This window comes from Micromonospora sp. CNZ285, assembly GCF_004637285.1.
Genome location: NZ_SPQD01000001.1, coordinates 2,716,433 through 2,739,612, shown reverse-complemented (window position 1 = coordinate 2,739,612; position 23,180 = coordinate 2,716,433). Strand labels below are relative to the sequence as shown.

General features: G+C 68.1%; 21 protein-coding genes, 2 pseudogenes and 1 riboswitch. Of the genes and pseudogenes, 16 read left to right on the top strand and 7 right to left on the bottom strand.

Translation table 11 applies throughout. The features are described 5' to 3' along the window. Positions 1–164: 164 nt before the first annotated feature. Both CLT75_RS12300 and CLT75_RS33175 read left to right on the top strand, forming a co-directional pair. On the top strand, positions 165–1,451 hold the full coding sequence (locus CLT75_RS12300; RefSeq protein ID WP_036311788.1) for an NAD(P)/FAD-dependent oxidoreductase: 1,287 nt from the start codon (positions 165–167) through the stop codon (positions 1,449–1,451). 494 nt (positions 1,452–1,945) lie between these two features. Next, positions 1,946–2,116 (top strand): TraR/DksA family transcriptional regulator, encoded by a 171-nt coding sequence (locus CLT75_RS33175; protein ID WP_230650302.1) that lies wholly within the window; start codon positions 1,946–1,948, stop codon positions 2,114–2,116. Between the two features lie 73 nt (positions 2,117–2,189). Here the strand turns inward: CLT75_RS33175 and CLT75_RS12290 are convergent, their stop codons facing one another. The 3 genes from CLT75_RS12290 to CLT75_RS12280 all read right to left on the bottom strand — a co-directional run bounded on the left by CLT75_RS12290 (position 2,190) and on the right by CLT75_RS12280 (position 3,651). Beyond that, positions 2,190–2,456 (bottom strand): cation:proton antiporter regulatory subunit, encoded by a 267-nt coding sequence (locus CLT75_RS12290; protein ID WP_135240913.1) that lies wholly within the window; start codon positions 2,454–2,456, stop codon positions 2,190–2,192. 69 nt (positions 2,457–2,525) lie between these two features. After that, the gene (locus CLT75_RS12285) at positions 2,526–3,278 is read right to left on the bottom strand and encodes a rod shape-determining protein (protein WP_148062122.1); all 753 of its coding nucleotides are present in this window, start codon (positions 3,276–3,278) and stop codon (positions 2,526–2,528) included. Between the two features lie 166 nt (positions 3,279–3,444). Continuing rightward, positions 3,445–3,651, bottom strand: a complete 207-nt coding sequence (locus CLT75_RS12280; protein WP_230650299.1) for a hypothetical protein — start codon at positions 3,649–3,651, stop codon at positions 3,445–3,447. 209 nt (positions 3,652–3,860) lie between these two features. Between CLT75_RS12280 and CLT75_RS12275 the strand changes: the two genes are divergently transcribed. Continuing rightward, positions 3,861–4,172, top strand: a complete 312-nt coding sequence (locus CLT75_RS12275) for a hypothetical protein (RefSeq protein ID WP_051611147.1) — start codon at positions 3,861–3,863, stop codon at positions 4,170–4,172. 23 nt (positions 4,173–4,195) lie between these two features. After that, the gene (locus tag CLT75_RS32605) at positions 4,196–4,369 is read left to right on the top strand and encodes a hypothetical protein (protein WP_157539094.1); all 174 of its coding nucleotides are present in this window, start codon (positions 4,196–4,198) and stop codon (positions 4,367–4,369) included. A 176-nt stretch (positions 4,370–4,545) separates the two neighbouring features. On the opposite strand, the gene CLT75_RS12270 is transcribed toward CLT75_RS32605, so the two are convergent. Continuing rightward, entirely contained in the window at positions 4,546–5,232 is a 687-nt protein-coding gene (locus CLT75_RS12270) for a response regulator (RefSeq protein ID WP_013476175.1), read from the bottom strand. Continuing rightward, positions 5,229–6,872, bottom strand: coding sequence for a sensor histidine kinase (locus tag CLT75_RS12265; RefSeq protein ID WP_486485147.1), 1,644 nt, complete (start codon positions 6,870–6,872; stop codon positions 5,229–5,231). The genes CLT75_RS12270 and CLT75_RS12265 overlap by 4 nt, the downstream gene beginning before the upstream one ends. A gap of 168 nt (positions 6,873–7,040) precedes the next feature. On the opposite strand from CLT75_RS12265, the gene CLT75_RS12260 reads away from it, so the two are divergent. The 5 genes from CLT75_RS12260 to CLT75_RS12240 all read left to right on the top strand — a co-directional run bounded on the left by CLT75_RS12260 (position 7,041) and on the right by CLT75_RS12240 (position 11,807). Continuing rightward, complete coding sequence (locus CLT75_RS12260; protein ID WP_435124117.1) at positions 7,041–8,021, top strand: Bug family tripartite tricarboxylate transporter substrate binding protein; 981 nt, start codon at positions 7,041–7,043, stop codon at positions 8,019–8,021. Positions 8,022–8,077: 56 nt separating this feature from the next. After that, the gene (locus tag CLT75_RS12255) at positions 8,078–8,647 is read left to right on the top strand and encodes a tripartite tricarboxylate transporter TctB family protein (RefSeq protein WP_435589881.1); all 570 of its coding nucleotides are present in this window, start codon (positions 8,078–8,080) and stop codon (positions 8,645–8,647) included. Further along, the gene (locus CLT75_RS12250) at positions 8,648–10,150 is read left to right on the top strand and encodes a tripartite tricarboxylate transporter permease (protein ID WP_013476179.1); all 1,503 of its coding nucleotides are present in this window, start codon (positions 8,648–8,650) and stop codon (positions 10,148–10,150) included. Next, complete coding sequence (locus CLT75_RS12245) at positions 10,147–10,599, top strand: universal stress protein (protein WP_135240909.1); 453 nt, start codon at positions 10,147–10,149, stop codon at positions 10,597–10,599. Before CLT75_RS12250 ends, CLT75_RS12245 begins: the two co-directional genes overlap by 4 nt. A gap of 164 nt (positions 10,600–10,763) precedes the next feature. Then, a complete protein-coding gene (locus tag CLT75_RS12240; RefSeq protein WP_135240908.1) occupies positions 10,764–11,807 on the top strand; it encodes a LysR family transcriptional regulator in 1,044 nt (347 codons plus the stop codon). On the opposite strand, the pseudogene CLT75_RS12235 reads toward CLT75_RS12240, so the two are convergent. Together CLT75_RS12235 and CLT75_RS12230 are read right to left on the bottom strand one after the other, a co-directional pair. After that, positions 11,779–12,738 (bottom strand): annotated as a pseudogene (locus CLT75_RS12235) (acetamidase/formamidase family protein). The gene CLT75_RS12240 and the pseudogene CLT75_RS12235 overlap by 29 nt on opposite strands. Before the next feature lie 126 nt (positions 12,739–12,864). Continuing rightward, positions 12,865–13,602 carry a response regulator transcription factor gene (locus tag CLT75_RS12230; protein ID WP_051611145.1) on the bottom strand — a complete coding sequence of 246 codons (738 nt, stop codon included), beginning with the start codon at positions 13,600–13,602 and terminating at the stop codon, positions 12,865–12,867. A 389-nt stretch (positions 13,603–13,991) separates the two neighbouring features. Here CLT75_RS12230 and CLT75_RS12225 point away from each other — a divergent pair, with 389 nt between their 5' ends. From CLT75_RS12225 to CLT75_RS12195, 7 genes and pseudogenes are all read left to right on the top strand, one after another. Continuing rightward, positions 13,992–16,457, top strand: a complete 2,466-nt coding sequence (locus CLT75_RS12225) for a collagenase (protein WP_486485146.1) — start codon at positions 13,992–13,994, stop codon at positions 16,455–16,457. A 108-nt stretch (positions 16,458–16,565) separates the two neighbouring features. Continuing rightward, a complete protein-coding gene (locus CLT75_RS12220) occupies positions 16,566–17,528 on the top strand; it encodes a LysR family transcriptional regulator (RefSeq protein ID WP_135240905.1) in 963 nt (320 codons plus the stop codon). A 105-nt stretch (positions 17,529–17,633) separates the two neighbouring features. Then, positions 17,634–17,723, top strand: a riboswitch (glycine riboswitch). Positions 17,724–17,861: 138 nt separating this feature from the next. Further along, a complete protein-coding gene (gcvT, locus tag CLT75_RS12215; protein WP_135240904.1) occupies positions 17,862–18,989 on the top strand; it encodes a glycine cleavage system aminomethyltransferase GcvT in 1,128 nt (375 codons plus the stop codon). A 31-nt stretch (positions 18,990–19,020) separates the two neighbouring features. Beyond that, on the top strand, positions 19,021–19,398 hold the full coding sequence (gene gcvH, locus CLT75_RS12210) for a glycine cleavage system protein GcvH (protein ID WP_128138908.1): 378 nt from the start codon (positions 19,021–19,023) through the stop codon (positions 19,396–19,398). Between the two features lie 6 nt (positions 19,399–19,404). Next, entirely contained in the window at positions 19,405–20,673 is a 1,269-nt protein-coding gene (gene glyA, locus CLT75_RS12205) for a serine hydroxymethyltransferase (protein WP_135240903.1), read from the top strand. A gap of 92 nt (positions 20,674–20,765) precedes the next feature. Then, positions 20,766–21,693: pseudogene (locus CLT75_RS12200) on the top strand (proline dehydrogenase family protein). A 105-nt stretch (positions 21,694–21,798) separates the two neighbouring features. Next, positions 21,799–23,169 carry an L-serine ammonia-lyase gene (locus tag CLT75_RS12195; protein ID WP_135240902.1) on the top strand — a complete coding sequence of 457 codons (1,371 nt, stop codon included), beginning with the start codon at positions 21,799–21,801 and terminating at the stop codon, positions 23,167–23,169. Positions 23,170–23,180: the final 11 nt, after the last annotated feature.

Genomic DNA, 23,180 nt, shown 5'->3' with positions numbered 1-23,180 from the left:
CCTGATGGTTTCCGAGCGTCGGCAAGGTGTGACGCATCAGCTGACCGGCCACAGCCCTGGCCCGGTATGCGGTGACCAGGCGATCATGGCCGGAAAGCAGGCCCGGATGGCGCGCCCAGCTACCCAACGGCTGTCGAGACGGCACAGCGCAGCAGAGGAGTGGTATGTCTGACGAGCTCGGCGTGACAGGCACTCCCGCGTTCGTGCGCGGCTCACCGTGTGACGTCGCGGTGATCGGAGCGGGCATGGTCGGCTTGTCCACGGCCTGGTTCCTGCAGGAAGCCGGCGCACGGGTGACGGTCTACGAGCGTCATCACGCTGGCGCCGGCTCGTCGTGGGGCAACGCCGGCTGGCTGACCCCGGGGCTGACCGCCCCACTGCCGGAACCTGCGGTGCTGCGTTACGGTCTACGCGCGGTGCTCAGCGCCCGATCCCCGGTGTACCTGCCGCTGCGGGCCGACCGTGACCTGTGGCGTTTCCTGCTGTCGTTCGTGTTCTACAGCACCGCCCGGCGGTGGCGACGGGGCATGGCCGCCTACGTCCCCCTCAACGAGCGCTGCCTGGATGCCTTCGATGCCCTCGCGGCCGGCGGTGTGAGCGCCGTGACGACGCCGGCGGAACCCTTCCTGGCCTGCTTCGCCCGCGAGCGTGACAGCCGTGGGCTGCTGGACGAGCTGGAACAGATGGGCGACGCCGGTCAGGACGTCACCTTCCGCCCGGTGACCGGACAGGTGGTCCGATCGATGGAGCCCGTTCTGAGCGACCGGGTCGGTGCCGCCGTCCAGATTTTCGGGCAGCGGTACCTGAACCCTTCCGAGTTCATCCCGTCGCTGGCGGATGCGGTCCGGGCCCGCGGCGGCCGCATCCTCGACAACAGCGAGGTGACCGGTCTGCAGCCGGCAACCACGGACGTCCGCGTCACCGGCCCATTCGGGCAGCAGCGCCGCCATGACGCTGTGGTCATCGCCACCGGAGCGGCCTTCGGTGAGCTGGCGGCACGCTTCGGCGTACGTCGCCCGGTGCAGGCCGGGCGCGGCTACAGCTTCAGCGTGCCTGTCGAACGGATGCCCGCCGGCCCGCTGTACTTCCCGGCGCAGCGGGTCGCCTGTACTCCGTTGGGCAGCCGGTTGCGGGTAGCCGGGATGATGGAGTTCCGCCGGCCCGCCGACGAGTTGGACCCGCGACGCATCACCGCCGTCGTCGACGCGGTGCGGCCGTTGCTCAACGGGGTGAACCTTGATGACCGTCGCGACGAGTGGGTCGGTTCCCGGCCGTGCACTCCTGACGGCCTGCCGTTGATCGGCGCGACCGCCGCGCCGCGGGTGTTCGTCGCCGGTGGCCATGGCATGTGGGGCATCGTCCTGGGGCCGATCACCGGACAGTTGGTGGCCCAAGCGGTGCTCAAGGGTGAGGTGCCCGCGGAGCTGGCGCCGTTCGACCCGCTGCGCTAGCGGGTGCGTCAGCGCTGCCGAAGCCCCTGCCGAACGTCCGGAACGATCAATTCAAGGTGGTCCGATGCTGGTGGCGAGCTCTCGCTCGCACACCGTCACTGCGTTGGCGGCGTTCAAAGCTGTCCATCTCACGGCCCCGCGGCCGATCGCCGCAGTTTCCGACGGTTGCTCCTCGAGCAGGACGGCGACTGGGCAACGCAGCCCGCAGCCGTCGGGTCGAGACCCACGGCGAGCGAGGTAGTTCACGACACCCACCGATCGCCAGGGCGAAGCCGTTCGAGCTTCCGCCCTCTTGCTTCCCGAAGCACTTTCGGCCTCCCGACCAAAAAGCGGTACATGAGCGTCGACATCGAAGTATCCGATCAGGGCTGGCTCGCCGGCCTCCGTGCGTCGCTGAGCGAGGACTTCGCCGCCCAGACGACCGGCTCAAGGAACTGACGGAGATCTCGGCCGACACCGGCGACCCCGGCGAAGCACACAACCGGGCGGCACTGTTGACGGCCACCCGGCACAACCTCGAACAGATCACCGGTGCGCTGCGACGCATCGCCGAGGGCAGCTACGGCCGCTGCGAAAAATGCGGCGGCCTCATCCCCGCCGAACGGCTCGAAGTGCTACCGCATACCCGGTTCTGCGTCCCCTTCCAGCAGAAACACAAGGGCTGACGGAATGCCGCGGCAGCGGCCGCGCCGGCCTCGTCGCCGGCGCGGCCGCTGATCATGGCAGCACTCAGCCCCGTCACCCGGCAGCCGGATGGCGGGGCTGCCGAGTGGTTGTGACATCCACGTCGATGACGTCCAGGATGCCCAGCAGTCCCGCCAACGCGATCGCCTCGCTACGCGAGAGGGTCAGGCTGCAGGTGGCATCGGAATCGTCGCTGACGCCGTGGATCAGCTCGCGTCGACCGCCGGCGTAGTGGGTGACAACGCCGACCCGATGACCGGTGACGGTGGTGAATGCGTGGCACTCTCCGATGCCCGGCAGCGGTGTGAATTCGACGTCCATGACAAACTCCGGAAGAAGACGACCGCAACCGCGGCCGGGAAGTGGATACGGATGCGGGACCGGCCCACGTCAGCTCGTGAGTAGCCGGCGCAGGCCGGTGAGCGTGGCCAGCGGCGGTTCGGCGGGCATCGTGATGGAGCGGCCGGTCAGCGCGGCCAACCTCGCGGCGGCTCCGGCGGCGGTCGCACCACCACCGGTGAGCAGCAGCCGCCGCTGACCACCCCGCGGACGGTCGAGACGGCGCACACAGTCGGCGATCGCCGGGATCCGGTCGACGGATCCGGCGTCATCGACACGCTCCGCCGCGACGATGCTGCGGTCACAGATGCGTGCCACTTCGGTACGTCCGGATCCGATGTCCACCACGACCACGTCACCGCCCGGGTCAGGACGGCAGGCCAGAGCAGCCGCGAGTGGCTCCTCCACTGCATTGACCCGTCCGCCGACGGCACGGCGGACCGCGGCGACAAGCACGTTGCGCTGGCGCAGGGTCGCGGTCGCCGGCACACCGACCAGTACGGGATAGGCGGTGTCGGAAGGTAGGCGGAGATCGGCGGTCAGCAACCGGAGCAGGTGCACGCAGGCGAAGAAGTCGCGCACCACGCCGTTGCGCACCGGCCACGTGGCGGTCACACCGCGGGTCTGAGCGGTCAGCGCGGCTCGTCCGGCCACGTGCCGGTCGGTGCTGGGGCGGCAGAGCACCGTCGGTTCAGTGATCACCGTTCCAGCCTGCGGCGTCCACAGCCGGACGGTGGACGTTCCGAGGTCAAGGGCAAGGCACGACTGTACGCCCGGACGAGCGTAGGCGCCGGCGGTCAGCATGTCGTCCACCCGGGTACGTCGGGGACCAGGTGTCGAGGGCTAACGAAGGGAAGCGACGTCGCCGGCAGGTCAATGGGCATGCAGAAGCGAAAGTCATGAATGAAGGGTGGCATGGTGCTCCCAGCCGAGGGGCAGCGTCGTGTCCGACGCCGCGCAACGGGCGGCTTCAGGCGGTGAGCGTCCACGTCGGCGGGGCCCGGTCCGCCGACCACGCCGGTACACAGCCCGGGACCGCACGGCGGGTCAGCCGGAAGACGATGCACAACCCGATGTCCCGGGCGGTGGACACGACCAACACCAGCACAGCCCAGACGAGCAACGTCGGCACCGCAACTCGCCGGCCGACGCCCCCGAAGCCGCGCCCGTCATCCATGTCGGCCACCATAGCCGTCCAGAACAGGAAGGGCCACGACAGCACTCAAGCGGTCGACCGAGGTCTCGGTCATCCGGCCCGCACCGCAGCCAGTGACCGCGGGCCGGTTGCCGGGCATCGGCAACGAGCGCGACGAAGTTGCGCCGGATCCGACCGCTTTCACTGAGCTGTTCAGCGGCGACGACGGGATTCGGTAAACGCTTGTATCAATGGAAGTGATCGGTGTAACCGTGCCCGCGAACGTCCTCTCGTCCGACCAGCGCGCTGCCGGTATGTGTCGCTCTGCCCCGCAGACCGCGGTCGCGATTGGCCTCGGCAGCAGCTCGATCGGCGTCTGGGCGGCGCACCGCGGCACCATCAGCGCGCCGTGCGGGGACGCGTCTACCTCCGCCGGTTCTCTGATCCGGCGCGGCTGTATCGTCGACGCCGACGGCTGCGTGATCCTGCTGTCCCACTTGATCCGTCTTTTCAGCGAACCGGTGCCTCCGGCGGTGTCGTCGCGGCCTGCCGCCCGGTCCTAGCCGGCGAACACGACCAGACCGTGATGCGCCGCGTCGTCGAGACGGTCCTCGCACCCTCCCGCCTGGTGTTCATCGACACCGTGCGCGCCGCCGCGATCGGCTCGGGAGCAGCCGGCAGCCTGCTGGTCACCGACGTCGGAGCCCAGCTGACCGAGGTCGCCCTGCTGCACCACAGGCGGGTCGCAGCACGGCCGTGATCTCCGGAACCGACCCCCCGGCGGCGAAGCACGCCAACCGCCTGCCGCCGTACCGCCTCACACTCGCCCACCGCGCGGACAACCCACCTCATCGAAATGCCCCATCACCCGGGCCTGGGGTGATTAACGGTGACGACCACGCTGACAGGCCGAGTTGCAATGAACGAGTTGACCTTTCAAGATCCAGAACGGACCGTCCAGCGGTAACGGCGTTCCGGCCGTCCGGTGTTTCCGTACCTGAGTGTTACTGCGGCCCGGCCGACTACGGCGAAGTGTTCGAGGTAACGGCGGGCACTGACTCGGGAGATGCCGATCTGATGCGCACACTCGGCGGCGGAGAGGGTTCCCGCTTGCTTCCGGAGGATCTCCTCCACCAGTCCGGCAGTCTCTGGGCTGAGGCCGCGGGGGAGAGCGGACGAGCCGGTGATCGGGCTGCTCGACGTGAGCGCCCGGTCGATATCCCCCTGGTCGCAGACCATGCTCTTCGAGAGAGTGCTGCGCCGCGCGGCATACTGCTCGAGCCTGCCCCGCAGTTCCTCGAAGCTGAATGGTTTGAGAAGGTAGTTGACCGCGCCGTACCGCACCGCCCGGCGTACATTGTCGCTCTCCCGGGCAGCGCTGATAACGAGGACATCGCAGTCATGCCCGGCGGTGTGCAGCCTGGCGACCACGTCGAGGCCGAACATGTCCGGAAGGTACAAGTCGAGCAGCACCAGGTCTGGGCGCAACTGCTCCACCGCGGCGATTGCCTCTTCCCCGGTGCTCGCGGTTGCCACGACCCGGAAGTCTTCGAGCCGTTCGACGAAACCGCGATGGATCCGGGCCACCCTGAAGTCATCATCAACGATCAGCACGTCGATCACGGCCCTGCCTCCAGCGGGGCTACCGACATTCGCGCGGTGAACATCGCGCCCTCCTCGGTGTTCGTCACTGCGACCTCACCACCGCGGCGGTGACAGACCATGCGGGTGAGCGCGAGGCCGATACCCCGTTCACCGCCCTCTGCCGCTTTCGTCGTGAAACCGTGGGCGAACACTTCCTGCGCCAGTCGGGGAGCGATCCCCGGCCCCGAGTCGCGGACGACGATTTCGATCGATGCGGAATCCTGACGCAACTCGACTTCTACCCACTGGTTTCCGGCGCCCGGCCTGCCGTTGATGTCCGGGCAGGCGCCCGAGTCCGCGGGGGAGACATTCCGGCCTCCTGCGACGGCTTCGACGGCGTTGTCCACGAGGTTGCCCAACACCGTACCCACATCGGCTGATACCGCCATGTCCAGCCGGCCCAACCTGGTCCGCTCAGAGATCCGCAGTTCCACGCGGCGCTCGGCGGCGACCGCCGATTTGGCCGTGAGCAGAGCTGCCACCGCAGTGTCGTGGATCCGGCTCGTCACCGCGAGGTCCAGGGAGGCGCGATGCCGGCTGAGCGCCTCGACATACCGGACCACCTCCTCGTGCTCACCGATCTGGATCAGCCCGGAGATGGTGTGCAGCTGATTCGCGAACTCGTGTGTCTGTGCGCGCAGCGACTCAGTGGTACTGCGAAAGGAACCGATCTCCTGCTCCAGGCGGGCCAGCTCGGTCCGGTCCCGCAGTGTGGTGACCGAGCCGAGCCGCCGGCCGTCCTTGTTCACCCTCATCCGGCTCATCACGAGCACCCGGCCGCCCCGCACCACGACCTGGTCCCGCGTCTCCCGCGCGCTGCCCGCCCCCGTGAGTACGTCGCGTAGCCGGCCCTCGATCCGTAGCTCCGACAGGCTGCGGCCGAGGCAATGTTCGGGCAGGTCGAGCAATCGGCGGCCGACAGAGTTGACCAGCGTGACCCGGTGTTGCGGATCGAGCGCGATGACCCCTTCGGCTAGGCCGTGCAGCAGCGCTTCCCGGTGCTCTGCCAGACCGGCGATCTCCCGCGGTTCGAGGCCGAGGGTCTGCCGCTTGATGCGCCGGGCCAGCAGCCATGATCCGAGCACTCCGAGGGCGCTGGCTATGCCGAGGTAGGTGAAGAGGTAGGACGAAGCGCCGACCAGCCGTTGCCACCAGGACGGAAGTGCCTCGCCGACCATCACCACGCCCAGATGCCGCCCGAGGTTCTCCTTCTTGCGGTCGCCCAGGACCGGCACCTGCGCCACCAGCTCGCGTGCCCTGCCCACCGCCAGCTCACCGAACCAGCTCCGACCGCCGGCGACCCTCGGATCACCGAGCACCATGAGGCTGCCCACCAGCGTCGGGTTGGTGGAGGTGACTATCCGTCCGCTGTCATCGGCGACGCTGACGGTGGTCACGTTCGCCTGAACCGGCAGGTTCTGCACCAGGGACGCGATCGTCTCCCCGGGCGCCGGCCGGTCGAGGCGGTCCCGTAGCAGCGGGTTCCCGGCGAGTTGTTCGCCGAGGGCAGCGACACGGCGGCCTTCGACCCGGTTGAAGGTGGCCGCCGACTGCGCCAGCGACACGGCCGCCACCGCTGCGAGCACCACGACGATGATCGCGAGTTGGAGAGCGAGCAACTGCCCGGCGAGCGTACGACGCCGAGGCATGACCGCGACCACAAAGACCTCAACTTCCGCTGGTGACACAAGGCAGACGGGGAGCCTGCGCCGGGGTCATCATCTTGCCGCCGGTCTGAATCGAAACGGAAGAGAAACATGATGGCAACCAGAAGAAATGCGCTACTCGTGGGCGTCTCCGCAACCATGGCGGTCGCCCTGGTGGGCTGCGGCGCCACGGCAGAAGAGGGCGAGGCGGGCGCCGGCGGCGACGGCAAGCCGATCACCGGTCTACGCATCATGGTGCCGAACAGCCCCGGTGGCGGATACGACACCACGGCCCGCACGGCGGCGAAGGTGATGGAGGATGCCAAGATCGCCGCTGGCGTGCAGGTGTTCAACCTGCCCGGAGCAGGCGGCACGGTCGGACTGCAGCGCATCGTGAACGAGAAGGGCAACGGCAAGCTCGCGATGCAGATGGGGCTGGGAGTGGTCGGAGCCTCGTACACCTCGAAGTCGTCGGCCACTTTGACTGATACCACCCCGCTGGCCAAAATGATCGAGGAAGCAGGCGCGGTCGTCGTGCCGAAGAACTCGCCGTACCGGACGATCAACGACTTGGTCACGGCCTGGAAGGCCAACCCGAAGGGCCTCGCTGTCGGCGGCGGCTCGTCCCCCGGAGGCCCCGACCACCTGCTGCCGATGCAACTGGCCAAGACCATCGGCATTGACCCGCGACAGGTCAACTACATCTCGTACGACGGCGGGGGCGAGCTGCTGCCAGCCCTGCTCGGAGGCAAGGTGGCCTTCGGCGCAAGTGGGTTCGGGGAGTTCCTCGATCAGGTCGAGGCCGGGCAGCTCCGGGTTCTCGCGGTGACCAGCGAAGCGCCGGTCGACGCGCTACGGGAAGTACCGACGCTGAAGTCCGCAGGTATCGACCTCGTCTTCACCAACTGGCGGGGCATCGTCGCACCGCCCGGCATCAGCGACGCCGACAAGAAGCTGTGGATCGATGCGTTGACCAGGATGCACGACTCCGCCGAGTGGAAGACCGAACTCACCAAGCGGGGCTGGACCGACGCGTTCGTCACGGGCGATCAGTTCGCCGCCTTCCTCACCCAGCAGGACAGGTCGGTGGCTGACCTGCTCAAGCAACTCGGCCTGGCATGACCGGCCGGCCGAGCCGATCGGATCGGGACGGCGGTTCGCCGTCCCGGTTCCCGGCGTTGTCTGACATCCCGATCCAGCGCGCGCCTGAGCCGTCGGACGCGGCACGAGCGGACGACGCGCCGCGTTCCGCAGCGGATGCGTCGAAGCCGGACCGCGCACAGTACGTCGTCTGCGTCTTCCTGGCGCTGGTCGGGATCATGGTCGTCGTCGACGCGACCCAGATCGGTCAGGCGGTGAGCAGCACCGACCCGCTCGGCCCACGACCGGTGCCGATCCTGCTCGGCACGCTGCTCATGGCCGTCGCGGTGGTCTACGCCGTCGATGTGGCTCGTGGCGGCGTCGGCGAGCCGGAGGCCGGCGAGGACGTCGACCTGGCCACTCCTGTCGACTGGCGCACCGTCCTGCTTCTCCTCGCGGCGTTCCTGACCAACGCAGTGTTGATCGAGCCGCTCGGCTGGGTGATCAGTGGCTCGTTGCTCTTCTGGGGCACGGCGTTCGCGCTCGGCAGCCGCAGCCACGTCCGGAACCTGCTGATCGCCGTGGGGCTCTCGCTCATCACGTTCTACACATTCGCCATCGGGCTCGGCGTCAACCTGCCCGCCGGCGTGCTGCGAGGAATCCTGTAGATGCAGAACCTCCATTCGCTTCTCGACGGGTTCGCCCACGTGGCGACGCCGATGAACCTGCTCATCGCGCTTCTCGGTGTCACCATCGGCACCGCGGTCGGTGTACTACCGGGCATCGGCCCCGCGATGACAGTGGCGCTGCTGCTGCCTGTGACGTACGGCATGGAGCCCACCCAGGCCTTCATCATGTTCGCCGGCATCTTCTATGGCGGAATGTACGGCGGATCGACCACGTCGATCCTGCTCAACACTCCCGGTGAGTCCTCGTCGGTGGTGACCGCGATCGAGGGCAACAAGATGGCCAAGGCCGGCCGGGCAGCGCAGGCGCTGGCCACCGCCGCGATCGGGTCGTTCGTCGCCGGAACCATCGCCACCCTGCTGCTGGTGGTCATCACCCCGCCGGTGGTCCGGTTCGCGGTCAGCCTCGGCGCGCCGGACTACTTCGCCCTGATGCTGCTGTCGTTCGTCGCCGTCACCTCGGTGCTGGGCGCCTCCCGGGTACGCGGTTTCGCCTCGTTGCTGATCGGCCTGGTCATCGGAGTGGTGGGGATCGACAGGGTGACCGGTCAACAACGGCTCACCTTCGGCGTGCCGCAGCTCGCAGACGGCATCGACGTGGTTGTGGTGGCTGTCGGGATCTTCGCCGTGGGCGAAGCGCTCTGGATCGCCGCGCACCTCCGACGCCGTCCGGCCGAGGTGATCCCGGTCGGCCGGCCATGGATGGGCCGCGACGACTGGCGCCGGTCTTGGAAGCCCTGGCTGCGCGGCACCGCTTACGGATTCCCGTTCGGGGCGCTACCCGCGGGCGGCGCTGAGATACCCACGTTCCTGTCGTATGCCACCGAGAAGAAGTTGTCCAAGCACCGGGACGAGTTCGGCCGGGGAGCGATCGAAGGCGTCGCCGGCCCCGAGGCGGCCAACAACGCGTCCGCCGCCGGCACGCTGGTACCGATGCTCGCCATCGGCCTGCCCACCAACGCCACCGCCGCGGTGATGCTGGCCGCCTTCGAGCAGTACGGCATCCAACCCGGCCCGCTGCTCTTCGAGCGGGAGTCGGGTCTGGTCTGGACGCTCATCGCCAGCCTCTTCGTCGGGAACCTGCTGTTGCTGGTGCTGAATCTCCCGCTCGCGCCCGCCTGGGCGCGGCTGCTCCGGATTCCTCGACCGTATCTCTACGCCGGCATCCTCTTCTTCGCGTCTATGGGCGCGTACGCCGTCAACGCACAGCCGTTCGACCTTTTCCTGCTGCTCGTACTCGGCCTGCTCGGCTTCGGCCTGCGCCGGTTCGGGCTGCCGATCCTGCCGCTGATCGTCGGGGTGATCCTGGCTCCGCGCGCCGAACTGCAGGGCCGCCGGGCGTTGCAGCTGTCCGGTGGAGAGTGGCACGGGCTGCTGGGTGGCTGGGTGTCGGGTTTGATCTACACCACCGTGCTGGTGGTGCTCTTCTGGCCGTTGGTCCGGCGGTTCGTCCTCCGCCGGCGTGCAAGGATGGTGACAGGGTGACCGTTCTGGTGGGATACGTTCCATCCCCGATGGGAATGGCAGCCCTGCAGGCCGCGATCGGACAAGCGCGATTCCGCGACGAGCCGGTGCTCGTGGTGAACACCTCGCGGGGAGATGCCTACGTTGATCCCTGCTTCGCTCAGCAGCCCGACCTGGACGCGGTGACCCGCGAGCTGACCGCGTCCGGGGTACCGTTCGCGATCAGGCAGCTCATGCAGGGTCGGGACGCCGCCGAGGAGATAGCCGATCTCGCCGAGGCGCAGGACGTGTCGTTGGTAGTCATCGGAATCCGGCATCGAAGCCCGATCGGCAAGCTGATCCTGGGCTCGACCGCACAGGAGATCCTGCTCCGGGTCTCCTGCCCGGTCCTCGCGGTGAAGGCCGCGACGCCACGACGGATATCTCGGGCAGCGGGGCCGTCCCGCCGGCCTCTCCCCAGTGAGCCGTAGCCGCCGGGTCACCACCCCGAGCCCAATGACGGTTCATGAATGCTCGCGAAGCTTCCGCCCGCCATTGCCACCGAGACTGCGACGCTTTCTTGACGACATGCCCTCGCGCGAGGACGGGGGAGTAGCGACTACCCGGCCTGAACCCGGATGGATAGGGTGCACGCATGGATCTGGAAATCCGGCATCTGAGAGTCGTTTGCGCGATCGCCGATACCGGAAGCATCTCGAAAGCAGCATCCAGACTGGGGATCTCGCAGCCCTCCGTCACGACCCTGCTTCAGCGTGTCGAACGGATGGTCGGTCATCAGATATTCCAGCGCGGGCGCGGTGGCGCTCGATCCACCACCTTCGGAGAGCAGTTCCTCCAACGAGCCCGCCTATTGGTCGCCGAAATGGACGCGTTGAGGGGAAATATCGCCGGCCCGGCGGGCACGATCCGATTTGGATCGGTGCACATGCAGTGCGTCTCGTCTCTGTTCCATTGTCTGGAGACGAGCTTCCCGGATATCTCCTTCTCCATGTGCGTCGAGCCGTCCAGCCTGAGGCTCGCCCAGCGACTGGTGCACGGCGACCTCGATGTGGCGGTGCTGGCGATTGCGGAGTCCCATCAGATTCCACTCCCGCAGGAACTAGGTGAGCGGGTGCTCGCGTCGGCAATCCCGGTGTACGTCGCTGTCTCCAGCGCCCACCGGGCGGCGGGTCTTCGGGAGATCCCCCTGGAAGGGCTCAAAGAAGAGGCATGGATCAGGCCGCCCGGCGGAGAGGACGGTTCCCTGTCCGCCTTCTGGCAGGCGGCCCGCAAGGCAGGCTTCACCCCGCGAATCCAGTTCGACGTGCCCAGCGGCGGCGGGCGGCAGCTCGTCGGCTCCGGACGCGCCGTTCAGCTGGTGGAGCCGACCTCCCATGGCGGTCCGGGAGTCGCAGTCGTTCCCCTCGCCGGGGAACCGCTGCGCATGCACCTCACGCTCTGGTGGCATCGCCGTCGCATGAGTGCCGAACAGGCCGACCGCCTCTTCGAGGTTATCCTCGGCACCTACTCGACGTTCGCGATGGAGAGCCCCGTTTTCCAGCCGCGCTGGTCGAGGCACCCATCAGCTTGTCTGACGGCGCCTCGCGACGACGAACAGCACTCTCATCGACCAGCAAGCACGCCCCGGTGCGTGGAGGGATCGACGACCGCTATCCCGCCGAGGCGGCGGTCCGCTTGAGCCGATCGTGTGCGTCGTCGTAGGCGGTAGCAGGATGGGGGAGCACGTTGCCGAGGGCCGACCGCCCTGCCTGCGAGACGAGCTGATGAGCGTCCAGCATCTCCAGCCCCGCCAAGGATCCGACCCAGCTCACCAGATCCTGGTGAGCTATTCGATAGGCGTCATCGAGAGGACGGGCGCAGCCGATCGACATGAGATCGAGGTCGGTCTCCAACCGTGGCCAACTAATTTGCCATCCCTTGATCACCTCAATGGCGACAGTGGTGACGGTAGCGATCGCCACACCGGCCGGACAGGCCTGGCCGTGCCCCTGGCGAGCGTAGCCGTCACCGAGCGCAAGCATCGCCCCGTGAACGTTGACACCCAGGTACAGGGTCGCGCCCCGCACGCGCCTCGGGGATGTCGAGCTTCCCGCCGTAGAAATCAGGCACCATGGTGGACCGAGCCTCGAGTCTCCCGGGAGACACGCCTATGGTGCCGATAGTCGGCTCCAGCGGCAGGTCCACCGCATGGTCCGTTCTCGTCGGCTGGAACCGGACCGTCCAGCCCGACGATCTATCTCGTAGAACCAGACCCGCGCCTCGACCGGTGCGCCAAGCGCGAGCGCTCGCACACCGGATCCGAGCGCGCCGATGTGTGGAGGCGTGGACGACACCCCCCAGTCTCGCGCGGGAACGATCGAGACGATGTGGATGGCGAGTGTGTCACCGGGCTCGGCCTCCTCGATCAGGAAGGGTCCGGAGACCGGATTCAGATGCGGCGTCTCCAACATCCAGGACGACAGGTCGGACACACTGCGAAGCCGGCCACCGAAGCAGTCCTCGGTGTACACCTCCAGCACGTCACCGGAGCGCAGATGCGCGACTGGTATCCGACCCCCGAACGTGTAAGCGAGTTGTCGCTCGGCGGGCCGATGACCGGTCTTCCCCATGACATCACACTCGTCCCTCGTCATGCTGCTTCGTCTGGTAACGGCCCGCCGGACCACGTCCCTTGCCGCAACGCATCGCGGTCCTCCATGAAGTGCGCCGCGGCGCGGCCCAGAAACGATCGGCGATCAACGCGCCGCATCGCTCCCGGATGTCTGCGTGATCTGCTCCCGCGCCGGAACCGGTCGCAACGAGACTCCCCGCCCCCGAGCGGTGTGCAGGTATTTCGTGCCTGTCGAGCGCTCGCCCAGCTTGCGCCGCAGACGGGACAGCAGGACGTCGAGGGACGCCGCCGACGGCAGGCCCTCCGCGCGGATCCTCGTCCGTAGCTGCGACCGTGGCACCACCCGGCCGGGGTGCTCCGCAAGATAGGCGAGAAGCTCGAACTCGGTACGCGTCAGCGCCACGGGTCGTCCGTCCACTGAGACGCTGCGACCTGCCACATCGATGCGAAGAGCGCCGACCTCGGACGGCGCCGGAGGCGGTGCCGGCGGAACCCGGCGCAGCAGAGCGCGGACGGAGGCGTCAACCACCGCGGGTGGACACGGCTTCGGCAGGAATCCGTCTGCGCCGGCGCGCAGCATGCGGACGACGTCATCGTCGATACTCCTGATGCTGTGTGCCAGAACCGGGCGGCGGGACGCGACACACAGCAGGCGCATCAGCAGCAGCCCGTCCACCGCCGGCACGACCGGGTCTACGATCACGACATCCGGCCTCCGGTGGGTGTGGCAGGTCAGGTCGGACAGCGTCCGCCCGCTCTCATGGAGGGCGATCTCGGTGACCAGATGACCGAAGCGCGTCAACTGATCGCCGAGTAGCCGCCGATAGCGGTGGTCTTCGTCGATGAGCAAGATGGTCGCCATGGTTGCCGTCCGGTGTCTGAATCGTGGACACCTGGACGATCGCACGACCGGACCGCCCGCTTTCATGTCATCTGTCCATCACGTCGCCTGATCGATCCGACGACCCTCGACGCATCGCTCACAGGTTCCGGTTAGGCCCAGGCGGGCCACCCTGACCACCCGCTGTGGACTCGTTGTGGCCGCCGGAGCCGCCTGGCTAGCGTCCACCCCCCAAGCATCCATCGAAGTGCGTCAGCGCCTTTGCTGGATCACACCCTCGCCCACGAGGAGAGAGCATGTCTGGACACCCATTGCGGCGAAGACTAGGTCAGCTGTTCGGCGCGCTCACCGCGCTGACGCTCGCCTGCGGCATCATCGCGCCGCCGGCCGCCGCGAACACGGCGCGGCCCGTGCCACCCGGGCAGCAGGCCAGAAAGACCGATGCGGCACCGCCGGCAGCGGGCGATGCGACTGTTCGGGGCAAGGGCCGGGTAGACCATGTGAGCGAGCAGGCGCTCCCCGTACACAAGCGCCCGCCGCAGCCGGCCGCGAAGGACGCCGCCCGCGTCGACTACGACCGCCCCGCAACCGCGAAGCGACGCGCTCGGCCGTCGGACGCCGGGTCTCGCGCTGCCGCTGCCGCCTGCAGCCCCGCAGACTTCACCGGCCGAACGGGATCGGCGCTGGTCAGCCAGATCAAGGGATCCACTGTCGACTGCATCAACAGCCTGTTCAGCCTCTCCGGCAGCGATGCCTACAACGCCTTCCGCGAGGCGCAGATGGCAAGCGTCGCGTACGCCGTGCGGGACGGCTCGCCCGGCTACCCGGGTAACCCCTCCACCGGCATGCCCCAGCTCGTTCTCTACCTGCGGGCCGGCTACTACGTGCAGTGGTACGACACGAGCGTCGGAACGTACGGGCCGGCACTGCAGACCGCGATCCGCTCAGCGCTCGACGCCTTCTTCGCGAACGCACGCGCCTGGGACGTGACCGACGCCAACGGTGAAACCCTGGCGGAGGCGGTGACGCTCATCGACAGCGCACAGGAGAACGCCCGATACCTGTTCGTGGTGAACCGGCTCCTGACCGGCTTCAACTCGTCGTACACCTCGTCCTGGTACATGCTCAACGCGGTCAACAACGTCTACACGGTGCTGTTCCGAGGCCACCAGGTGCCCGCGTTCGTCTCCGCCGTGCAGGGCGACCGCACCGTGCTCGACAACCTGTACAACTTCGCCAACACCCACGCCGGTCTCCTCGGCACCGACAACGGCTACCTCACGTCGAACGCGGGCCGGGAACTCGGACGATTCCTGCAGCACGCCCCGCTCAAGCCCATCGCGCGGCCGATGGCGTCGGCGCTTCTCTCGCGAAGCAACATGACCGGCCCGACCGCGCCGCTCTGGGTCGGCGTCGCCGAGATGACCCAGGCATACGACGTCGCCAACTGCTCCTACTACACCACCTGCAACCTCTCCGCCCAGCTGACCAGCTCTGTCCTGACGATCAACTACACATGCAGCCCATCGATCAAGATCGTCGCGCAGGACATGACCTCGGCTGAACTGAGCCAGTCCTGCACCAGCATGAAGGGCCAGGACGCCTACTTCCACAGCCTGGTCGGGGACAGCGGGCCGGTGGCAGGCGATGTCAACACCGACATCGAGGTTGTCGTCTTCAACTCGAGCACCGACTACCAGACCTACGCGGGCGCTATCTACGGCATCGATACGAACAACGGTGGTATGTACCTGGAGGGCAACCCGTCGGACCCCAGCAACCAGGCAAGGTTCATCGCCTACGAAGCCGAGTGGGTCCGGCCGGCCTTCCAGATCTGGAACCTCAACCACGAGTACACCCACTACCTCGATGGCCGGTTCAACATGTACGGCGACTTCAGCGCCAACATCACCACACCTACCATCTGGTGGATCGAAGGCTTCGCCGAGTACGTCTCCTACTCCTACCGGAACGTCACCTACACCAGCGCCCAGAACCAGGCGGGCAACCACACCTATGCGCTGCGCACGCTGTTCGACACCACCTACAACAACGACCAGACGCGCATCTACAACTGGGGCTACCTGGCCGTGCGGTACATGATGCAGTCCCATCGGCCGGACATGACGACAGTGCTCGGATACTACCGATCGGGGGCATTCAACGCCGCCCGCACGTACCTCACCAGCACCATCGGCTCGCGCTACGACGCCGACTTCGACGCCTGGCTGACGCGCTGCGCGGCAGGGGATTGCGGCGGGGGCACCACGCCGCCCCCGACCAACCAGCCGCCGTCCGCCTCGTTCACCGTGGCGACCAGTGGGCTCACCGCCACCTTCACCGACCGGTCCACGGACGCCGACGGCAGCATCGCCTCACGGCAGTGGGCCTTCGGGGACGGGAGCACCTCGTCGACCGTCAACCCCAGCAAGACCTACGCTGCGGCCGGCACCTACACCGTCTCGCTGACGGTCACCGACAACCAGGGAGCGACCGCGAGATCGTCCCAGACCATCTCGGTCACGACGGGCGGCGGCACCACCATGCCGGAATGCGGCGGCACTGACACGCGTACCCTCGACCGCAACTGCCAGCGCAGCGGACGCTCCGCGACCGCGGGCAACTACGACTACCTGTACATCTACCTGCCCGCCGGCGTCAGCACCCTCACCATTGCCGCGGCCGGCGGCACAGGCAACTGCGATCTCTACTACAGTCCGTCGAGCTGGGCCACCACCAGCAACGCCACCCGCTCCTCCGCCGGGGCCGGCAACACCGAGTCGCTGGCCATCCCCAGCCCGGCCGCCGGGTACCACTACATCAGCCTCTACGGGAAGACCGCCTGCTCCGGCGCCACGGTGAGCACGCGCTACTGAACCCCATGTGATGGGTATGAGCGCGCCGCCCGGCGGGAGTCGCCGGGCGGCGCGCCCGCCTGGCCTGTGGCCACCGCGCCGCCTGCGGTCGCGTGCATAATCTCGGTCATGGGCATCGATGTGCGCCACCTGCGGGCGATCAGTGCCATCGCCGAGGCCGGAAGCGTGACCGGCGCCGCCGCCCGCCTGGGTCTGTCGCAGCCCGCGCTGACGGCCCAGGTGCATCGGATCGAGAAGACGGTCGGTGGGCCGCTGTTCGTCCGAAGCCGTACCGGTATGCAACCGACCGAACTCGGCAAGCAGGTGCTCCAGCGCGCCCGCGTCGTGCTGGCCGAGGTCGACGCGCTCGTCGAGGACTTCGGCGACCGGCACCCCAATCCGGGCCTGCTCCGACTCGGCACCGTCCACATCGCCTGCGCGGGCAGTATCGTACGTCATGTCGCGGAAGCGTTCCCGGATCCGGAGATCGCGCTGCAGATCGAGCCGTCCTCGCGCCTGTTGGTGGAGGCACTCACCCGGGGCCAGTTGGATGCCGCGTTGCTGGGCATCCTTGAGGGCTTCGAGATGCCGATCGGTCCCACGCTCACCAGCCGGCCACTGATCCCCCGTTACCCGATCTTCGTCGCCATGTCCGCCTCCCACCCGCAGTCCCACCACGAGCAGGTGCGGCTGGCCGACCTGAGAAACGAATCGTGGGTGTGCCCGCCGGGGCCGGACGACGGCTCACTTGCCTCGCTGCGACGGGCCTGCCGCGCTGCAGGTTTCGAGCCGAAGATCCGGTACGAAGCGCCGAGTGGCGCCGCGCACCCACTGGTGGCCGCCGGAGACGGTGTCCGGCTGGTCGACCCGACCTGGGCCCCGGCCGCCGGGACTCGGGTGCTGCCGCTGCGCGGGGAGCCGCAGTTGCTGGCCAGGCTGATGGTCGTCTGGCGGCGCGATGCGCTGACCTCTGCACAGAGCAGCACCCTGTTCCAGGCCATCACCCGGGCCTACCTGGATCACGTCAACGACAACGCTGCCTTCGCCCGATGGTGGCGGGCCAATCCCCACGCCCATCCCGCAGCGTCGTAGCGATCCGACGGCGATATATAGGCATCAGCTATGGGCAGGATGATGTTGACGCGGTATGTGCCGTCATCTAACCTGCGAATGGCCCACAACTACATAGACACCATTCGAACCTGCACGGGAGAGACTCCGTTCATTCGGAGCGCCGAAGGAGCAAACTCCCAAGAAACTCTCAGGCCCCATTACCGTGCAGGCGAGGTGACTCTGGAAAGCAGACGACCGTCGTCTCACCCACGGTGCAAGCCGCTGACGCAGCGGTGAAGCTCTCAGGTCAATGACAGAGCGGGAGGCAACCGACCGTTCGACGCCGCGTGCGTCGGGACGAGGAGCGCCCCCGTGCACCAGGATCCTGCGGCTCTGCTCCGCTCACCTCTGCATGCATCGCACATAGGACACGGAGCTCGGTTCACCGACTTCAGCGGCTGGCGGATGCCCCTTCGCTACGGAAGTGAGCTCGCTGAGCACCGCGCCGTACGCGAACAGGCCGGCCTCTTCGATCTCAGCCACATGGGTCAGCTCGAGGTGTCGGGGCCGGAGGCCCCGGCAGCACTGGACTACGCTCTGGTCGGGCACCTGTCCGCCGTACCGATCGGCGGCGCGCGCTACACCATGCTCTGCGACGCCGCCGGCGGGGTGCTGGACGACCTCGTTGCCTATCGCCTCGCATCGCACCGGTACCTGCTGGTCGTCAACGCCATCAACACACGCGTCGTACATGAGGCCATCAGGACCCGTTGTGCGGACTACGCGGCCTGGGCCGCCGACCGCACGAACGAGCGGGCGATCATCGCGGTGCAGGGGCCGCGCGCCGCCCCCATCGTGGAAGCCCTGACCGGTACGGGACTCACCCGGCTCCGCTACTACACCGTAGCGCTACTGGACATCGACGGTCGGCCAGCCGTCGTGGCTCGTGCCGGCTACACCGGCGAAGACGGCTTCGAACTGCTCGTACACGCCGAAGACGCGGTCCGCACGTGGGAAGCAGCGCTTGTGGCCGGTCGGCGTCACGGCTTGACGCCCACGGGGCTGGCGTGCCGCGACACCCTCCGCATCGAGGCTGGGATGCCGTTGTACGGCGCAGAGATCGGCCGTGACGTCACCCCGTTCGATGCCGGGCTGGGGCGGGTGGTGTCCTTCGTCAAACCAGGCGACTTCGTCGGACGAGCCGCGCTGGCCGAGGCCCACAAGAGCGGCGTCACCCGTCGGCTCGTCGGCCTCGTCGCGTCCGGGCAGAGAATTCCCCGAGCGGGCCAGCAGGTGGTGACGCTGACCGACGACGGCCATGGTGCTGATCCGGTCGGCCTCATCACAAGCGGCGCCCCGTCACCCACATTCAAACGACCGATCGCGATGGCCGGCATCCGTGCCGGCACCGGCGACAGCATCCGGCTGGCCGTGCAGATCCGGGGGACCACCGAGCCCGTCGAGATCGTCCCTCTTCCGTTCTACCGTCGTCCGCGGTGATCGCGGCCATTCCTTGCGAGGGTTCAGCGTCATGAACGTACCGGAACACCTGAAGTACAGCCTCAACCACGAGTGGGTCAACGACTCGGTTCAGCCGGCCGAAGTAGGCATCACCGCTTTCGCCGCCGAAGCGCTCGGTGATGTCATCTATGTGCAACTGCCCGAGCCGGGGAGCCACCTGACTGCCGGTGACGTGTGTGGAGAGGTCGAGTCCACGAAGTCGGTCGCGGAGCTGTACCTCCCGGTCAGCGGAGAGGTCGTCGCCGTCAACGAGGCGGTCATCGCCGATCCGGGCCTGATCGGCGTCGATCCGTACGGCAAAGGCTGGCTTCTGCGGGTCCGGTTGGCGCAGGTGCCTTCCCTGATGTCGCCGGACGAGTACCGCGCCTTCTCCAACGAGTCGCGGTAGGCCCCGATGGCAGCCTTCGACGATGATCTGGCCGACCTCGACCCCGTCGTCGCCGAGGCGATCGGCCGGGAGCTACGCCGCCAACACGAGACCTTGGGCATGATCGCCTCCGAGAATCTCGCGCCCCGAGCCGTGCTTCAGGCGCAGGGATCGGCCCTCACCAACAAGTACGCGGAGGGCTACCCGGGGCGGCGCTACTACAGCGGATGCGAGCATGTCGACGACATCGAGTGCCTGGCGATCGACCGGGCCAAGCGGCTGTTCGGTGCCACGTACGCGAACGTGCAGCCGCATTCCGGATCGCAGGCGAACGCCGCCGTGATGGCTGCTCTGCTCCAGCCGGGTGACACCATCCTCGGGCTCGACCTCGCTCACGGCGGTCATCTGACCCATGGCATGCGCATCAACTACTCGGGGCGGCTGTACCGGGCCGTGAGCTATCGCGTAGGCGCCGAAAACCACCTGATCGACATGGACGAGGTCGAAGAGCTGGCGCGCGAGCATCGGCCGAAGCTGCTCATCGCCGGCTGGTCGGCCTACCCTCGGACGCTCGATTTCGCCCGGTTCCGGCGGATCGCCGATCAGGTGGATGCATACCTGCTCGTGGACATGGCACATTTCGCCGGGTTGGTCGCGGCCGGTCTGCATCCCAACCCGGTGCCTCACGCCCATGTCGTCACCCTGACCACGCACAAGACCCTCGGCGGCCCCCGGGGCGGCACCATCCTCAGCGCGTACACCGATCTCGCGCGGAGGCTGGACTCTGCGGTCTTCCCGGGCCAGCAAGGCGGTCCGCTGGCGCATGTCGTGGCCGCGAAGGCGGTGGCCTTTCGGATCGCCGGAGAACCGCAGTTCCAGGATCAGCAGCGGCGTGCCCTGACCGGCGCGAAGATCGTTGCCGATCGTCTCGGCGCCGCCGAGGTCGCGAAGGCCGGCATCCGGGTGGTCAGCGGAGGCACCGACGTGCACCTGGTGCTGGTCGACCTGAGTCACGCGGATCTCGATGGCGCGCAGGCGGAGCGGCTGCTGCAAGGCGTCGGCATCACCGTCAACCGTAATGCCGTGCCGTTCGACCCCCGCCCGCCGATGGTGACCTCCGGGCTACGGATCGGCACCTCCGGTCTCGCCACCCGAGGATTCTCCGAAGCGGAGTTCATGGAGGTGGCCGACATCATCGCCGGTGCTCTGACTGGCAAGGAGGCTGACACGTCGCTACGCACGCGGGTGGCTCGCCTCGTCGATCGGTACCCCCTCCATCCCGGCCACACCTCCTGACCGTACGGGGAACCCGAGCTTCCGCGGGTGCTAGATCACTTCGTCACGCTCTGCTTCCTGAGGGCGACAACAGCCCCGAGAAAGGACCCCAATTGCCGAACAAGCTGTTGCTGATGGCGGCCGGCAGTCACCGACTCCGGAGAATCGTGGCCGGATCCCCCCTGACCCGGGGCGTGGTGCAACGATTCGTTGCCGGCGAGGTCAACGACGAGGCGATCGCAGTGGCGCGGCGCATCGTCGATTCCGGGATGCGGGTGACGATCGACCATCTCGGCGAAGGAACGACGACAGTCGAGCAGGCTGCCGCTGTACGCGACGCGTATCTCAGCCTGCTCTCCGCGACGCGGATGCCCGGTATGGCCGAGGTGTCGGTGAAACTGTCGGCGCTCGGTAGCGCGCTGCCCCACAACGGTCGCCGACACGCCTATCGGCTGACACGCGACATCTGTGCCGCTGCGGCTGCCGCCGACGCCACGGTGACCCTCGACATGGAGGATCACACCACGGTTGACCTGACGCTGGCCGTACTGGACGAACTGCGTACCGAATTTCCCTGGGTGGGCGTGGCGCTGCAGGCGTGCCTGCACCGTACCCCGGCGGACTGCCAGCGCCTCGCGTACGCAGGGAGCCGGGTGCGCCTGGTCAAGGGGAGCCTACGCGGAGCCGGCGTCGGTGGCCTTTACGCGACGGCGTCAGATCGACGAGGCATTCGACAGGTGCCTGCGGATCCTGATGCAGGGCCAGGGCTATCCCATGGTGGCGACCCACGACCCCCGCCTGATCGACAGCGCCATCGGACTCGCCCGCGCCGGTGGCCGGAGCACCACCGACTTCGAGGTCCAGATGCTGTACGGCATCCGCGCGAACGAGCAGACGCGGCTTGCGGGGGAGGGGTACCGCGTACGGGTTTATCTGCCGTATGGACAGGACTGGTACGCGTATTTCACCCGCAGGCTTGCCGAGAAGCCCGCGAACCTGCTCCTCCTGGCTCGATCCTTCAAGCCGGGCGCCGCCGACTGAGCGCGACGCGGAGCTTCCGGCATCGTTCGCCGCGGACCAGGCAGCCATGGGCGGTCACGCGGAACCGAAGACCGTCGTCCGTGGCGATGACAGGAGCATTGCGCCATGATCAGTGTTTTCGATCTTTTCAGCGTCGGTATCGGGCCGTCCAGCTCGCACACCGTCGGGCCGATGCGGGCCGCTCGTACGTTCGTGGCGGGCCTGAAGGCCGACGGGCAGCTCGCTGACGTGGCGCGCGTACGGGCGGAGCTGTTCGGCTCGCTCGGGGCGACCGGGCACGGGCACGGCAGTGACCGGGCGGTGCTGCTGGGGCTGGAGGGCGAGGTCCCGGAGACTGTCGACACCGACTCGGTCGGGCCGCGCGTGGAGCGGATCCGCACCCAGCGGCGGCTCGACCTGTTCGGCAGTCAGGGGATCGACTTCGACCCGGACACGGATCTGGTGCTGCACCGGCGGCGCTCGCTGCCGTACCACCCGAACGGGATGACGTTCGCGGCGTACGACGCGGCCGGGAACGAGGTGCGGACGCGCACGTACTACTCGGTCGGCGGCGGGTTCGTGGTGGACGAGGCGGCCGCCGGGGCGGACCGGATCAAGGCGGACACGACCCGGGTACGGCACCCGTTCCTCACCGGCGCGGAACTGCTCACTGTCACCTCGGAGACCGGCCTGTCGATCAGTGAGGTGATGCTCGCCAACGAGCTGGCCTGGCGCAGCGAGGCGGACGTGCGGGCGGGGCTGCTGGAGATCTGGCGGGTGATGCGCGAGTGCGTGGAGAACGGCTGCACCCGTGACGGCGTACTCCCGGGTGGGTTGAAGGTCCGGCGGCGCGCGGCGGAGATGCGGCGCGGCCTGGAGGCGGAGACCGGTAGCCAGGATCCGTTGCGCGCGATGGACTGGGTGACGTTGTTCGCGCTGGCGGTCAACGAGGAGAACGCGGCCGGCGGGCGGGTGGTCACCGCGCCGACGAACGGTGCCGCCGGGATCATCCCGGCCGTGTTGCACTACTACACCCGGTTCGTGCCGGGTGCCTCCGAGGAGGGCGTGGTCCGGTTCCTGCTCGCGGCGGGCGCGATCGGTGTGTTGTTCAAGGAGAACGCGTCGATCTCCGGGGCCGAGGTGGGCTGTCAGGGTGAGGTGGGTTCGGCGTGCTCGATGGCGGCGGCCGGGCTCGCCGAGGCGCTGGGCGGTACGCCGGAGCAGGTGGAGAACGCCGCCGAGATCGGTATGGAGCACAATCTGGGGCTGACCTGCGATCCGGTGGGTGGCCTGGTGCAGATTCCGTGCATCGAGCGCAACGCGGTGGCGAGCATCAAGGCGATCACCGCGGCCCGGCTGGCGTTGCGCGGCGACGGGGTGCACCACGTGTCGCTGGACAAGGTCATCAAGACCATGCGGGAGACCGGCGCGGACATGAAGGTCAAGTACAAGGAGACCGCGCGGGGCGGGCTCGCCGTCAACGTCATCGAATGCTGAGGGCACCTCCG

Excerpts from the sequence above, each read along its gene's own strand:
- CLT75_RS12195 (WP_135240902.1), top strand. The coding sequence starts at position 21,799 with ATGATCAGTGTTTTCGATCTTTTCAGCGTCGGTATCGGGCCGTCCAGC.
- CLT75_RS12285 (WP_148062122.1), bottom strand. The coding sequence starts at position 3,278 with ATGCTGACCGCCGGCGCCTACGCTCGTCCGGGCGTACAGTCGTGCCTT.
- CLT75_RS12280 (WP_230650299.1), bottom strand. The coding sequence starts at position 3,651 with ATGGATGACGGGCGCGGCTTCGGGGGCGTCGGCCGGCGAGTTGCGGTG.
- CLT75_RS12240 (WP_135240908.1), top strand. The coding sequence starts at position 10,764 with ATGGATCTGGAAATCCGGCATCTGAGAGTCGTTTGCGCGATCGCCGAT.
- glyA (WP_135240903.1), top strand. The coding sequence starts at position 19,405 with ATGGCAGCCTTCGACGATGATCTGGCCGACCTCGACCCCGTCGTCGCC.
- CLT75_RS12230 (WP_051611145.1), bottom strand. The coding sequence starts at position 13,602 with ATGGCGACCATCTTGCTCATCGACGAAGACCACCGCTATCGGCGGCTA.
- gcvH (WP_128138908.1), top strand. The coding sequence starts at position 19,021 with ATGAACGTACCGGAACACCTGAAGTACAGCCTCAACCACGAGTGGGTC.
- CLT75_RS32605 (WP_157539094.1), top strand. The coding sequence starts at position 4,196 with ATGCGCCGCGTCGTCGAGACGGTCCTCGCACCCTCCCGCCTGGTGTTC.
- CLT75_RS12290 (WP_135240913.1), bottom strand. The coding sequence starts at position 2,456 with ATGGACGTCGAATTCACACCGCTGCCGGGCATCGGAGAGTGCCACGCA.
- CLT75_RS12300 (WP_036311788.1), top strand. The coding sequence starts at position 165 with ATGTCTGACGAGCTCGGCGTGACAGGCACTCCCGCGTTCGTGCGCGGC.
- CLT75_RS12275 (WP_051611147.1), top strand. The coding sequence starts at position 3,861 with ATGGAAGTGATCGGTGTAACCGTGCCCGCGAACGTCCTCTCGTCCGAC.
- CLT75_RS12220 (WP_135240905.1), top strand. The coding sequence starts at position 16,566 with ATGGGCATCGATGTGCGCCACCTGCGGGCGATCAGTGCCATCGCCGAG.
- CLT75_RS12250 (WP_013476179.1), top strand. The coding sequence starts at position 8,648 with ATGCAGAACCTCCATTCGCTTCTCGACGGGTTCGCCCACGTGGCGACG.